Source organism: Simkania sp., assembly GCF_965215465.1.
Taxonomy (GTDB): domain Bacteria; phylum Chlamydiota; class Chlamydiia; order Chlamydiales; family Simkaniaceae; genus Simkania.
This window is the reverse complement of the sequence record NZ_OZ244056.1, coordinates 171,377-183,963: the sequence shown is the minus strand read 5'-3', so window position 1 is coordinate 183,963 and position 12,587 is coordinate 171,377. Positions and strand designations below refer to the sequence as shown.

Genomic DNA, 12,587 nt, shown 5'->3' with positions numbered 1-12,587 from the left:
CCTCCCGCTACCTACATATGAATAAGACGAAAGCGTTTTTACTCTTGCTCCTGTGCTTTTTTAGCGCATCAGCATGCTATGCAGGATCGGTTGTGATCTACAACGATAGCCCCTTTCCTCTTTCGGCTCAGATCTATTCTGCTGATGGAAAGAAAATGGGATCTGTTGCAATTCAACCCCAACACCAATCGTCTTGGCAAGACCCCTCTCCTGAGAATACAAACTATTCTCAGACGCCCTATACAGTGATCTTAAACTGTAAAACCGGTGGGCAATATGGAATTGTTTCAAATGTCAACTCAGGCGCTTGGGTCACAGCTAGCCAAGCCCAAGGTGACCGGTTCTGTAAACAGCCAAAAGACAAACAAGGGCAGCAACAAGGTCAAACACAACAGCAGGCTCCTCCCGGCCAGCAAGACTTCCAACTCAACCCCCCATAAGCAGATGAAGTTTCTCTTACTCCTCTTGCTTTCTCCCTTAAGCCTTTTCGCTGTCACAATTACCGTGATCAACGATAGCGAGTATAACTTGGAAGCACGGATCTATGATCCTAAAGACGAGCTGATTACGACTTTTAGCATTCCCCCCAATGGGCACTACTACTCGTGGTCAGACAGCTTTCAAGAGGCCTCAGATTGGACTGAAGGTCCGTTTGTCGTTCGGTTCTATTGCCCTACCGGAGAAGAGTATGGGAAAATCACTCACGTCGCTAACAAGACGACAGTCCGTACCAAAGGCGCCATAGGCCACAGGCGCTGCAATAGATAGCGTCTATATCTCCCTAATATTCAGTAGTTTTTCACCTAAAAAACAAATATTTAAATTAAACATTTAATTTGATATAATATATCGTAATTAACGGGGGAAGTAAATGACAATTAACAATATTAGTCTGTTCAGACTATTAGCAATTCATTTAGCAAATTTTACTGTCATGAATCAACGAGCATCTCATTTGAGATGATCGCTCTGCATTCCTCATAGAATTAGAAAAAATTGAAGGGTAAGTAATTTATGGCAGTAGAATCTAGACGTGCAGCATCGTCTTCGGTGCATGCATCAACAAGTTCAGACGCAACAACTTTTGGAAAACAAGAGTATGAAGCAGGATGGGGGACCTCTCTGACAAGTTTTATCAATTCACGTACCGTGATGAGAGGTGCTGCAAAAGAGTGGGATCCCAAGCGGCTAGAAAAAAAAATGGTGAAGCTCGAAAAAATTGGAGGGAAGCATCAATTTTTAACAACGCGCACAGGTGATAAAATCTCATCATTTCATTTTACAACGGACAGTTTTCATCAAGCATTAACGGACATGGGAGGAAAACCCGTTTCTGTTGAAGTCCAGCTGAATCACCCGTTTTTTGAAAGTGCACAGCCTATAGATTTAACAAAGACGGGCTTTTCTGCTTCTAGCCCTGGGATTTGCATTCCCTACAGAGCTGAGATGGAGTCTGAATTTAGAAATCCTCAAGACTTTTTAGACTTTTGTCATGAACACAAGCTTAAAGTTTTTTGGGAAGATACCATGGAACCCTTTTCAGTTGCCTCATGGTGGCATTGGAGCTCTAGAAAGCAAAATCTCATTTTGGTTTCTAGAACCGATGCGCGTACTTTAAAAATCCAAGAAAATCCCTCAGCTATTAAAATCAAAAAATCGACTGAATTGAACCCTATTTTCGATTTTTTTAGAAAAGAGCCCATGACAAGCCGAGCTTATGCCTTTGATGGGGATCCAACAGCTCTGCGTAAACTCTTCTCTGCGTCATTTCAAGGCGAGCGAGGCCTTAAAATTGAGAATTCATCCTGGAATCTCGTGCGCTACCAAGGGAAGGTGTACTTTGTTGAAAATCTAGATGTTGCCTCTAATTTAGAGTATATCGACATGAAAGGACTCACCCGCTTGCCCTCTGTCCAAGTTTTAACAACTCCGGTCCGCCCGAGAACCGATGGCTCGCGCGCAACTATTGTTCTCTCTATGAACCAAACCAATAGCTTTGTTTCTTACTCGCACGAAATCCTCACCTTTCTTCTCATGGGGGTGGATGTCGTTGTTTACGACAATGCTGGGAAAGGTCTAAGCGTTGGATTGAACAGTCATCAAGGAATGGTCGAAGCCGTCGATGTCATCGGAAGATATTTGATTGAAGGCAAGGGAGTTGATCCAGATCGCGTGCTATTTAAAGGTCAGTGCGCAGGAGGGTTTGCAACAAGTAAAGCCATGGAAAGATTCGGATCTCATGGCTGGATCGATCAAGCACCACGAACCTTTTCTGGCTCAGCTGCAGACATGGTGGAAAAAAAAGCCAAAGAAGCTGCTGAAGAAAAAGGAGGTTGGCTCTCAACATTAAGCAGTATTGTTCCTTATGCAAAACCTATCATTCGAGCTGCGTCATCCATAATGCTTCCCTCCTATGATGTTGTTGATAGTTTTGCAAAAACCGACCCAAGTGCCGTCAAAATTTACACAATTGGCGTCCCTGACGATAAGGGTTATGGTGGCGACGAAATGATTTCTCCAGAAGAGAGAGACTCCATTAAAGAAGCATTGAAAACGGATCCAAATGGGCACTTTCTAACGATTACTGGAGGCACGCACGTCACCGACTGGTGGATGGACCCCAATGTCCTTGAAAGCGTGACTAAAATCTTTAAAAGCCACGCACTCTCAGCAAGTATCTTTCCAGAAGGACCAAAAACCCCTGAAGAAGCAGTGGCGCATAGTTTCGAAGCTTTCTACCAAAAACCCTACAGTCCAAGTTCAGCCACAGCTGACGAAAAAAGCGTGTACCAGATCTTTCAGGCTGTTAAAGACCAAAATCTTAGAGCTATTGAGTACATCATCCACGAAAGCGAGTCGACAGGCTACATGCCTGGGGGCCTTATTGACCGCCTTTCTACTGAAAGGCATTCTCATCTGCTTGATCTAGCCACCTCTCTATCTAAACAAATTGGTAATCAAGAGTTTACAGCAAAACTCATGCTAGCGCGTAGAAGAAGTTCTATATGAGTACGTTGAATCCGCCTCCTATTGAGGCGGGTTCTTTTTTCATATATTTAATATTCAAACGCTTAAGCAATAGTTTAAATAAATCATTAATATTAATTAAATATTTTGATATAATATTAACTATATTAAATACTAGAAGCTTGGGGAAGCTATGAAAGGAAGGAAACAAGGCAATTCTGCCTTCACACTTAATTATTTTAACATCATTCCAAATACAGCCATTTTGCTCGTTTGGCAATCGCCAATTGATCAAGCCATGCTGGGTTTTTTCCCCTTGATTTTGAATTACTAAAATAAGGGAAGAAACCATGTCTGAAGCACAACGCGTAGACTCCGGTGGCGGAGTTCATCTACCTATCGTTGGAGAGCCAACAAGACCAGTAAATTCAGATGAAAACAAAACAACTGAAGTTGCAGCTACCACAGGGCTGGAAACCGCGACTTCGACTCGCGTTTTCAAAACAAAAGAGTTTGGAAAGCAAGAGGCGACAGGTAGTTATGGAACAGGTCTCGCAAGTTTTATTAACTCTCGCGCTGTATTAAGAGGTGCCACAATAGATTGGGATAAAGATCGCCTCATTTCAGGAAAACTCGATCAGTACAAGCAAATTGGTGGTGAGCCTTTAACCCTGACAACGAAGACAGGCAATAAAATTTCCGCGTTCCATTTTGATGTCAAAAACTTCCACCAAAGTATCGAAAAAATGGGCGGCAAAGCGACTTCTCTTGAAGTTCAACTCAATCACCCATTCTTTGAGCGAGGAGAGCCTATTAAAGTGAAAACTGACGGCTCAACGCATAGTGCAGATGCTGTACGCATTCCTTATAGTGCTGAATTAGAGTCTGAATTTAAAAATCCGGGCGACTTCCTGAAATTTTGCCAAAAGATGGGTTACGACCTTTATTGGGAAAATGGAATGAAACCTTTTGAAACTGCTTCATGGTGGCATTTCAATTCGATGAAACAAAACCTCATTTTAATGCCAAAGTTTGATAGCCGCTCACTCAAGATGGCAACGCACGGTGGTTCAGCTCAGATTGAAAAAGCAACGGAATATGGCCAGTCTTTTGTCTTTTTTAATACTCAACCTCTTCAGTCGAAAGCCTATGTTTTTGATGAAGCTCATGCAGATGAGGCGTTCGCTCTTTTTAGTGGCGCTCTAAACGATGGCAAGGGTTTAAAAATTGAGAACTCGTCTTGGAACATGATCCGTCATGAAGGCAAGGTCTACTTCTTAGAAAACCCAGCTGTTGAGTCAGCTATGGCTGTCATGGAGTCGAAACACTTAAACGATCTTGGATCATTTACTCTTTCTTCGAGACCAGTAGTTGCACCAAAGCTTGACGCAGAACGTGCAACAGTGGTTCTTTCCATGAACCAAACCAATAGCTATGCTTCTTATTCACATGAAATCCTCACTTTCCTTTTTGCTGGCGTCAATGTCTTAGCTTACGACAACGCAGGTAAAGGACTGAGTGAAGGAAGTAACAGCCAAGAAGGAATGACAGAAGCGATTCGCACTGCAGGGCGTTATTTAAAGGAGGTCAAAGGACTAAGACAAAATCAAATCGTCTTAAAGGACAATGTGCTGGGGGTCTCCCATCTTCAGAAGCTGCAAAGATGTTTCCAGCTTCTCACGTATGGGTTGACCAAGCACCAAATACATTTTCTGGAACAGCAAAAGGGATTGCACTCAAAAAAGCAGAGAGAGCTGCAGAAGATGACACCGATAGTAGCTGGTTGAAAACCTTTAGTGGGGTCGTCCCCTATATTGCTCCTCTCGTCTCAGGAGTTGCTTCACTGGCTTTACCTTCGTACAATGTGGTAGATAATCTCAAAGAAAACCATGGAATTCAAATCTACACGATTGGTGTTCCTGATACAAGAGGTTATGGTGGCGATGAAATGGTTCCAGACTGGGAGCGCGATCAAATTGAAAAAGCTGTCCGTCTCAATCCTATGGGACACTATCTTACCATCACTGGAGGCACACACGTCACTGATTGGTGGACAGACCAAGATGTTGCAAAAAGTGTTGACGCGATCTTTAAAAGATTCTCGCTTTCAGCAAGTCTTTTCCCTGCAGCGCCTCCTAAAACGCCTGAGCAAGTTTTTGCAGTTCATACTCAAAAACCCTATAGTGCTGACTCTTTGACAACGATAGAAAAGAGTGCACTTGCAGTGTTCGAAGCCGTAGAAAACGAGGATTTTGCAACTATCGATAAAATTATGAATTGGGAAGATGCCGTCACTCCATGGCATCCACTTGGATTGCGAGACTCCCTTTCGACTACTGAACATGAACGGTTACTCAATGATGCGATTTCGTATTCCAAGTCACTTGGAAATAAAGCTTTCACTGAAAAACTGATGCTCGCAAAGTTAAACCACACGATCTAAAATGTTATAAACCCACTGTTTTACAAGCAGTGGGTTTTTCTTTATCCTTGCTTACATCGCCGATCCCCAAGGCAATGTCTTAGGTGAACTAAAAATAAAAGACTTTGGTGAGTGAGATGTCATGCTCTTCAGCTGGGATAGATGATTCAAGCAATTGTTCACGAAACCCCACTCCATAAGTCGGGCACGACACTTGAAGAAGAAAGCGATCGAAATGTCCCATCCCATATCCGATGCGATGATGTTGTTTGTCAAAGCCTAGCCCAGGAACTAAAGCGCAATCGATCTCTTTAGGAGTGATAGGACTGCAACGACTGGGGATGGGCTCTTTCAACTGCCAACGCCCTGTTTCTGCAAGGTCTAATTCAATGTCAGACACTTGAAAAATGCTTAAGCGCTCCTCTTCAACTTTTGTCAGGCAAAGCTTTTTATCTTTGGCAAGGAGCTCATTGAGAGGCCAAAGATCGATTTCCTCTTCCTTGCTGGCAAAAGAAAGGATGCGTTTGAACCCCTCAAGCAGAGGCAAAAGCTTTTTCATCACTTCTTCGCGTGCTTCGTTGCGCCTATGGGGAGAAATCTCAAGGCGCCGCTCAATAAGCTTACGACGCAATTCATGCTTAAGGTTCATCTAAAACGGGTTGCCCCTTTTCATAAGTGATCCGTTTCATAAACAAGCCATTCGCATCATAAAGTGTGACGATTCCCGCTCCTTCTTCAACAGAAGAAACAGGATGGCTATCGCCTCGCTTCATGTAGGTTCCTGAAAATAGCTCATCATGATCGTATTCTTCGACAAGGCGCAAAGTTCCATCTTTGTACCATGCTGATGAGATGCCGTGTTTTTGGTTTTCATACATCTCTCGTTCGCTCTCGAGATTACCATTAGGGTACCAAGTGCGAGAGATCCCGTGAATTTGATCTTCAACCCAAGTGATGCAAAGTTTAGGCTGGGGTTCTTTTCCCTCAGGAGCGGAATAGTAAACCCATTCTTGGCCATGCTTCATCCCATCTTTAACGTGAAAGGAACTTTCTAATCGTCCCATTTCATTGTAAAGCTGCATCTCACCTTCTGCAACACCTGCTTGATACTCTTCAAGAGCAAAAAGGTGGCCTCGTGTAAAAATGGCTTTTTTTCCAAAGCCGTCTGTAACTTTGCAAACGATCCGCCCAGAAAAGTCGTGATAAACTCCTTCAAGAAGTCGTCCATCGCGATAAGTTTCTGTATAGGGTGGGGAATAAGCATCCCCTTTAAAAGTTGAAAGGCCTTGTTGTTTCCCACGAACAAAGGTGCTCTTTCCAATGAGATGTCCTTCCTCGTTGTAAACGAGGCAGTCTCCATCAATTAGCCCTTCTTCGTAGGGAATCTGTTGCTGCAGTTTACCATTGGGAAAGTAGTAAAGAGCTGTTCCCTGCATGAGTCCTTTATCGTAATAAAACTCAGCTTCTAATAACCCTTGTTCGTCGTAGGCGCGACTAAACCCATCAAAAACCCAACCAAGCTGCGCATCTTCTGAAAGATCTCCCATTCCTTCAATCACAGTGAGCTCAAGACGAAGTTTTCCATTGGCATGCCATTCACGATAGGTTCCACACGCACGGCCATTGACAACCTCTAAGTACTGCCAAATTTCTCCGTTTTCGTGATAAGTCGTCAGACGAGAGGGAGTCTTTCCCTCTTCTGTGCGAGAATAAATGCGTACCACTCGCGCATACGGTTGAGCATTGGTAAAGTCGGCTTTTTGGTACATTTTTAAGCGATCAGCAGACGTAATTGTTTCCTTAAAGCCGTTGCGGTCATAAATCTGAATGCTCATGAGTTGCGAGGTGTGCTCATTTTGATGGTGACACCCGGTTAGAAAACCAACAAGAATTAAAATTCCAAGGCAATATTTGAGGTTCATAGCGGCTCTCTTTTAATTAAATCCATTTCTAAAAAGTAACTCTCTCTTCCTAACAAAGATTCCCTTTTTAAATCAAAACGCTTGATCACTAGTTGAGGGCGGAAAGGTGGAGGTTCGTAAGGTTTTATCGAAACCCCTTCTATAATCGATAAGATGTTTTTGATGTCTTCTCCATTGACTTCAACGGGGCTCCTCTGAGTGTAGCGCATTTCTTCAATCAATTTCGAGACTTCTCTTCCTTTTTCTTCAAAAACTAACCTATTTTCCCCCTTAGTGAGAGCTGTTAGACGCGTCTTGACTGCAGGGCATGATTGAAAAGTAGGATGCCCATAGATAACTTTTAACGCATCGATTTCAGGTTTTAAAAAAACCAAACTCTCTGTTGCATGACTGAGAAAGTAGGGATCAACTTGCTTGTATTTTTCTAAAAACTGATTGCGCGATTTGTGCGTTTGCACCAGTCGTTTTGCACGCCATTCAATTTGTTTAAAGTGTCTTTGACTTTCTACTAATTTTCCAAATCGATCCTTGATAAGCATCACTCCAAACAAAAAAGGAATCAATGAAAACGCAAAAAGAGCTCCAATAAAAAGCGGGTTTTGCAAAAGCAACTTGGGCTTTAAACGTTTTCTTTGCCCTTGCCAAGCAGCTTTTAGCGCTTCCTTATTTGAGAATAAACGATAACGTGTAGGCATTTTGCTCCCTTTTCCAGGTGATTTCTCCATCGGGATCCACCCATTTTTCATCCTCGACAATCGCATCGTGAAATTCCCGCGCCCAAACCGATCCTGGAGAAGAAAAGGCCACAGTGACTTTCACTTGGTACGATTGAAAGGGTTTTTGAACTGAAGGATAATCCAATAGTTCGTACTTAAGATGATCGATGACCATCTTCTTTTCGCCTTCTTGCCGATTCAAATTAGGATGCTCACTTAAAAAAGCTAATACGTCTGAAACGAGCGTGGGCGGAGTAAAATATCCAAAATCGCTTTTCATCACTTTGATATTGCGATTGAGAAAATGAATTTTTTCTTGTGTCGAAGAGATACGGGCAATTTTTTCAAGCTTAGGAATGTCTTTTTGATAGGTTTGAACAAACTGATGAATGTCTTCCAAAAAGGCTTTCTCTTTTTTTGTATAAATGACATGCCCAATGATGAATAAGGCCGCTGCTGCTGCAAGACAAAGTGTCACTCCTTTGAAAATTTTGCTTTTTATCGAGGTGTAAACTTCAGGAGCTACCCATTTTCCTTGGCGAAATTGGATGCTTTTTTGATCTTGTTTGATGGCATCCAATGCAAGTCCGATGGGAACAGCATAAGTTTTTACCATATTCGGATCATAGCCACGATGCCCTTGAGTTGGCAAAACAGAGTAAGAAAAGGTTTCCCACTGCACCATCCAATCTTCTAATTGCAATGTCGCTTTTGTCTCCCCCGCAAAGAGTAAAAATTGCAGTTCACTTGACTCTTGCTTATGATGTAAAAAGCAAAAAGCACGGTCCACTTCGCGTCTAAACTCTTCTAACGCTTCGATCAAATGTGGGTACTCCTTTTGAGAAAGCGCTTGCAGGTCTAGTCGGCGCATGGAGTGAATTCTCTCAGAATCTTTTTCTCCGATCCGATCTTGCTCGTAGGCTGCTTCTAAATCATCGAGTCCCATTCTTATGGCAATGTTGTGTTTCAAAATGCCTTGATAAACGGAGACGATTTCAGTCGTTTTCTTTCCAACATAAAAAACAATCAGTGCTTCTTTATCTTGCATGGTGAATTCTGCAAACCGACAAAGTGCCATAGGGATACACGAGACCCATGCTGGATCGATTCCTTCTTGCTGGATGACGTGTTTCTCAAGTGTTTCCTGAGAAGTGACAAAGAAAGTAGCCTGTGTCCTCTCCTTTCCAATTTGATAAATGGGGCGTACGACCACTTCGTCCAACTCAAAAGGAATGAGATTTTCAAGTTGGAAAGGAAGTGTTTTTTCTAGGGCTCGTTTTTTCTTTAAGGGCGATTCAATATGCCTAATAAGCACCTTATCCCCTTCAACCCCAGTAACGAAAAGTCCCTCCCAGTCTTCTTCAGAAAATTGGGCCGGCTGGTCAAGCCGTTCAATAAGGGCCTCGTCGCTAAGCGCAGCGACTTTTAACTCGTCGCCATCTTTGTAAATTCCAATTTTTTGCATAGTCGATTCCAATGATTCTCCCTAATATAAACGAATTGAGAGAAAAAAGGAAAATTCAAGATTTAGCTTACCCTTTTTTTCTAATCAGACAGATGGTAAACTTGGTTTCATGTATTACGTGATTTCTGCAATTCGTCTTTTCTTTCTCGTTTATACGCTGATGATTTTGATCCGCGTGCTTGGGTCATGGTTTCCCAATTTTCAACGCACTCGCTTCATGCAGTTCATTGCTCACTATACTGACCCGTATATCAACATCTTCCGTCGCTTCATCCCCCCTATTGGAGGAGTGCTTGACCTCAGCCCCCTGATTGCGTTTTTTGTCCTCAAACTCGTCGAAAAATTCTTGCTAATGCTGATCCTCTATGCGGTACGTTAAACCCATTAAATTCAAGTCGTTGACGCTCCCCTCCAACGTTTTTTACTCGCCACTAGCGGGATGCTCTGACTTTCCCTTTCGCCAAATGGCTGCCCTTTATCCTGTTGGGCTCATGTACTGCGAAATGGTCAAAATGGACGCCTTGATCCGCCACGAACCAAGTACCTACCACATCCTCGACTACCGCGACTCAATGCGACCCATTGGAGCCCAATTGTGTGGGAGTAAACCCGAGCTAGCCGGTCCTACAGCTCGGATCATCGAAGAGCTCGGATTTGATGTTGTGGACTTGAACTGCGGCTGTCCTGTCGATAAAGTCACTAAGGATGGAAGTGGCTCAGGAATGCTAAAAAACCCTCAGCTTATTGGAGAAGTGATCTCCAATATGGTCGCCACAGTCAAAATTCCCGTCACAGTGAAAATCCGTGCCGGCTGGGACCAAGATTCCCTCAACGCGCCAGAAATCACTCGGATTGCCGAAGAAGCTGGAGCAACGGCAATCGCAATTCATGGACGCACGCGAGTCCAAAAGTACACAGGAAAAGCGGATTGGGACATTATCCGGCAATGTAAAGAAGTGGCTGGGTCCATTCATGTGATCGGCAATGGAGATGTCTTTAGCGCTCAAGATGGTCTGGCGCTTTTTGAACAAAGTGGATGCGATGCAATCTTGGCTTCACGAGGAACGATGGGCCAACCCTGGATTGCTGAAGATGTCAAACGGCTTGACAGCGGCGAACCTCTCTTAGAAGTCACTGGCGAGATGATCCGGGATCATCTCCTCAAGCATATTGACTACATCCGGATGTACCAAACAGAAAGAAAAGCGAGCCTCCCCCTATTAAGATCACACAAGTCGAAGTGACAAGCTCAGCTGCTCAAGCCACCTGCTCAGACTTTCGTATTGTTTATTAAAAATTTAAGCAACTTCCTCTGAAGGAATCACTTCTTTTTCAATTCTTTTCCCACTTTTCTTAATTGCAGTTTTTAAATCAAAATCAGATTGAAGATTGAGCCAAAACTCAGGGGAAGTTCCAAAAAACTTTGCAAGACGTAGAGCAGTGTCGGCTGTGATCGACCTTTGTCTATTGATGATTGAATAAATTCTGTTAGCAGGAACAGAAAGATACCTTGCTAAAGCACTAGCTGATATGCCAATTTCTTCGAGTTCATCTTCAAGAATTTCTCCTGGATGAATCGGCCTCATTTTATTCGCCATTTAAATACCTCTCCTAATGATAATCTACATTTTCCACATCATATGGTTCGCCCTTACCCCAACAGAAGCAAACTCTCCATTGGCTATTGATCCGGATGCTATATTGCCCCTTTCGATTTCCTTTTAATGATTCGAACCTATTACTGGGAAGATTTCTTAAATCACTCAAAGAAGTTGCCATATCTAAAATAATAAGTCTTTTCTCTGCTTGCCTGGTAAAAGACCTCCACTTTTTGACAGACTTACCTTCGTACAACGATTGAGTATTTTTATCCTTGAATGAACGAATCATAATTGGATTTTACCCCCTTTTACGTAGTACGTCAAACGTAAAAAAATTAAACCGAAGCAACTGACTCACCTGCTTAGACTTTCGTATTGTTTACTGAATTTAGAAATAAAGGCGCAGCCTAAACGTGAGACCATGCATCGAGACGTCGTCGCTCAAGTTGTCATAACGAAAAGCGTTGTACTCATAGATGTTGATCATTTGGTTGAGTCGCCACCAATACTGTCCTTCGTAAGCCAGTTCAAGATCGAGATGATTTTTTCGATCATTGAAGTAGGTGCCCCAACCAATTCCAAAGCGGTACTGCACCGTTGGAACAAAGCGGTGTTTGTTATCATCAAGCTTGATTGTGTCATGGGGATTGGCTGTCAATTTTTCACGATGATCGATGTCAAAATATCCATAAAGCAACGCACCGGAAAACAGACCTTCTAAATAGACGCCTTCTCCTAGATGCCATTTTGAATTGATCCCTCCACGCAGACCAATTCCCCAGTAATCACAATGATCTTCTACATGGGCGGTGTTATTCCCAATTGATCCCCCTGTATATCGGACAATTTGTTGTTGTTTGACCCAAGCGTTCTTAACACTTGCAAATGGTCGAAACGAGAGTTTAGAGCTGACATAGTAATGACGCCCTAATTCTGCATCAATTTGATAAGTATCGAGTGCATAAGTCGAGCGAGCCCGCTTCGCTCCTGCATTAATGAGTGTGGCCCCTTTGAGTGGAATCAGAATGCTATTACGACCCGCACTTGATGTTCCAGAAGAGTGGGGACGATAAAGAGTAAAGGAAGCGTATAGATCCCATTTGTCATGATCTAAATTTTTTCCAATTCCTGCACGCAACCCCCATTCCCAAGTAAAGTGAATATCTTTTGTACGACCTTTTAGTGGCATCGCCGTCATTGTCGTACTATTACTATAAGCATATTGTGTTCCGTTTGTACGTGCGTACCAATAAAGTGCATCAAATGTCACAAAGTAAACATCACCAACAATACTCGGGTTTGCACTTGGTCTTGCTTGTTCGACTAAAAGTTCGTGAAGTTTTTCTTGCAGTTCTTCTACTTCTTTTTCTAATCTTGCAATACGTGAAGAATTCGTCTCGAGAGTGTATCCTGAGACTGTTTTTATAAAAGAAAGAAAAAGCAAAATAATTAAAAACTTTTTCATAAAAAACTTGTTTGCAAACTTTTCAACCT

At 42.8% G+C, this 12,587-nt stretch carries 14 protein-coding genes; 7 read left to right on the top strand and 7 right to left on the bottom strand.

Going from position 1 to position 12,587, the window contains the following annotated elements:
- The first annotated feature begins 17 nt into the window (after positions 1–17).
- From ACOOFG_RS00845 to ACOOFG_RS00825, 5 genes are all read left to right on the top strand, one after another.
- A complete protein-coding gene (locus tag ACOOFG_RS00845) occupies positions 18–440 on the top strand; it encodes a hypothetical protein (RefSeq protein ID WP_420421755.1) in 423 nt (140 codons plus the stop codon).
- 4 nt (positions 441–444) lie between these two features.
- Positions 445–768 (top strand): hypothetical protein, encoded by a 324-nt coding sequence (locus ACOOFG_RS00840; RefSeq protein ID WP_420421754.1) that lies wholly within the window; start codon positions 445–447, stop codon positions 766–768.
- Positions 769–1,014: 246 nt separating this feature from the next.
- Complete coding sequence (locus ACOOFG_RS00835) at positions 1,015–3,009, top strand: alpha/beta hydrolase family protein (RefSeq protein WP_420421753.1); 1,995 nt, start codon at positions 1,015–1,017, stop codon at positions 3,007–3,009.
- Between the two features lie 151 nt (positions 3,010–3,160).
- Positions 3,161–3,301, top strand: coding sequence for a hypothetical protein (locus tag ACOOFG_RS00830; protein ID WP_420421752.1), 141 nt, complete (start codon positions 3,161–3,163; stop codon positions 3,299–3,301).
- A gap of 16 nt (positions 3,302–3,317) precedes the next feature.
- Complete coding sequence (locus ACOOFG_RS00825) at positions 3,318–4,754, top strand: hypothetical protein (RefSeq protein ID WP_420421751.1); 1,437 nt, start codon at positions 3,318–3,320, stop codon at positions 4,752–4,754.
- A 744-nt stretch (positions 4,755–5,498) separates the two neighbouring features.
- On the opposite strand, the gene ACOOFG_RS00820 is transcribed toward ACOOFG_RS00825, so the two are convergent.
- From ACOOFG_RS00820 to ACOOFG_RS00805, 4 genes are read right to left on the bottom strand one after another with little or no spacing between them, the layout of a single operon-like run.
- Complete coding sequence (locus ACOOFG_RS00820; RefSeq protein WP_420421750.1) at positions 5,499–6,038, bottom strand: 5-formyltetrahydrofolate cyclo-ligase; 540 nt, start codon at positions 6,036–6,038, stop codon at positions 5,499–5,501.
- The gene (locus ACOOFG_RS00815) at positions 6,028–7,311 is read right to left on the bottom strand and encodes a toxin-antitoxin system YwqK family antitoxin (RefSeq protein WP_420421749.1); all 1,284 of its coding nucleotides are present in this window, start codon (positions 7,309–7,311) and stop codon (positions 6,028–6,030) included. Before ACOOFG_RS00815 ends, ACOOFG_RS00820 begins: the two co-directional genes overlap by 11 nt.
- A complete protein-coding gene (locus ACOOFG_RS00810) occupies positions 7,308–8,006 on the bottom strand; it encodes a hypothetical protein (protein WP_420421748.1) in 699 nt (232 codons plus the stop codon). The genes ACOOFG_RS00815 and ACOOFG_RS00810 overlap by 4 nt, the downstream gene beginning before the upstream one ends.
- Positions 7,975–9,492 carry a hypothetical protein gene (locus ACOOFG_RS00805; RefSeq protein WP_420421747.1) on the bottom strand — a complete coding sequence of 506 codons (1,518 nt, stop codon included), beginning with the start codon at positions 9,490–9,492 and terminating at the stop codon, positions 7,975–7,977. The genes ACOOFG_RS00810 and ACOOFG_RS00805 overlap by 32 nt, the downstream gene beginning before the upstream one ends.
- Before the next feature lie 109 nt (positions 9,493–9,601).
- On the opposite strand from ACOOFG_RS00805, the gene ACOOFG_RS00800 reads away from it, so the two are divergent.
- A complete protein-coding gene (locus ACOOFG_RS00800; protein WP_420421746.1) occupies positions 9,602–9,871 on the top strand; it encodes a YggT family protein in 270 nt (89 codons plus the stop codon).
- On the top strand, positions 9,858–10,736 hold the full coding sequence (gene dusB / locus ACOOFG_RS00795) for a tRNA dihydrouridine synthase DusB (RefSeq protein ID WP_420421745.1): 879 nt from the start codon (positions 9,858–9,860) through the stop codon (positions 10,734–10,736). The genes ACOOFG_RS00800 and dusB overlap by 14 nt, the downstream gene beginning before the upstream one ends.
- A 54-nt stretch (positions 10,737–10,790) precedes the next feature.
- Here dusB and ACOOFG_RS00790 read toward each other — a convergent pair whose 3' ends face one another.
- The 3 genes from ACOOFG_RS00790 to ACOOFG_RS00780 all read right to left on the bottom strand — a co-directional run bounded on the left by ACOOFG_RS00790 (position 10,791) and on the right by ACOOFG_RS00780 (position 12,558).
- Positions 10,791–11,090: a HigA family addiction module antitoxin gene (locus ACOOFG_RS00790; RefSeq protein WP_420421744.1), complete on the bottom strand. Its 300-nt coding sequence runs from the start codon at positions 11,088–11,090 to the stop codon at positions 10,791–10,793.
- Between the two features lie 13 nt (positions 11,091–11,103).
- Positions 11,104–11,382 carry a type II toxin-antitoxin system RelE/ParE family toxin gene (locus ACOOFG_RS00785; protein WP_420421743.1) on the bottom strand — a complete coding sequence of 93 codons (279 nt, stop codon included), beginning with the start codon at positions 11,380–11,382 and terminating at the stop codon, positions 11,104–11,106.
- Positions 11,383–11,481: 99 nt separating this feature from the next.
- The gene (locus ACOOFG_RS00780) at positions 11,482–12,558 is read right to left on the bottom strand and encodes an Lpg1974 family pore-forming outer membrane protein (protein WP_420421742.1); all 1,077 of its coding nucleotides are present in this window, start codon (positions 12,556–12,558) and stop codon (positions 11,482–11,484) included.
- Positions 12,559–12,587: the final 29 nt, after the last annotated feature.

Bases quoted from the DNA above. Each gene is read 5' to 3' on its own strand.
- ACOOFG_RS00845 (WP_420421755.1), top strand. From the start codon at position 18: ATGAATAAGACGAAAGCGTTTTTACTCTTGCTCCTGTGCTTTTTTAGC.
- ACOOFG_RS00830 (WP_420421752.1), top strand. From the start codon at position 3,161: ATGAAAGGAAGGAAACAAGGCAATTCTGCCTTCACACTTAATTATTTT.
- ACOOFG_RS00835 (WP_420421753.1), top strand. From the start codon at position 1,015: ATGGCAGTAGAATCTAGACGTGCAGCATCGTCTTCGGTGCATGCATCA.
- ACOOFG_RS00820 (WP_420421750.1), bottom strand. From the start codon at position 6,038: ATGAACCTTAAGCATGAATTGCGTCGTAAGCTTATTGAGCGGCGCCTT.
- ACOOFG_RS00790 (WP_420421744.1), bottom strand. From the start codon at position 11,090: ATGGCGAATAAAATGAGGCCGATTCATCCAGGAGAAATTCTTGAAGAT.
- dusB (WP_420421745.1), top strand. From the start codon at position 9,858: ATGCGGTACGTTAAACCCATTAAATTCAAGTCGTTGACGCTCCCCTCC.
- ACOOFG_RS00810 (WP_420421748.1), bottom strand. From the start codon at position 8,006: ATGCCTACACGTTATCGTTTATTCTCAAATAAGGAAGCGCTAAAAGCT.
- ACOOFG_RS00800 (WP_420421746.1), top strand. From the start codon at position 9,602: ATGTATTACGTGATTTCTGCAATTCGTCTTTTCTTTCTCGTTTATACG.
- ACOOFG_RS00815 (WP_420421749.1), bottom strand. From the start codon at position 7,311: ATGAACCTCAAATATTGCCTTGGAATTTTAATTCTTGTTGGTTTTCTA.
- ACOOFG_RS00825 (WP_420421751.1), top strand. From the start codon at position 3,318: ATGTCTGAAGCACAACGCGTAGACTCCGGTGGCGGAGTTCATCTACCT.
- ACOOFG_RS00805 (WP_420421747.1), bottom strand. From the start codon at position 9,492: ATGCAAAAAATTGGAATTTACAAAGATGGCGACGAGTTAAAAGTCGCT.
- ACOOFG_RS00785 (WP_420421743.1), bottom strand. From the start codon at position 11,382: ATGATTCGTTCATTCAAGGATAAAAATACTCAATCGTTGTACGAAGGT.
- ACOOFG_RS00840 (WP_420421754.1), top strand. From the start codon at position 445: ATGAAGTTTCTCTTACTCCTCTTGCTTTCTCCCTTAAGCCTTTTCGCT.
- ACOOFG_RS00780 (WP_420421742.1), bottom strand. From the start codon at position 12,558: ATGAAAAAGTTTTTAATTATTTTGCTTTTTCTTTCTTTTATAAAAACA.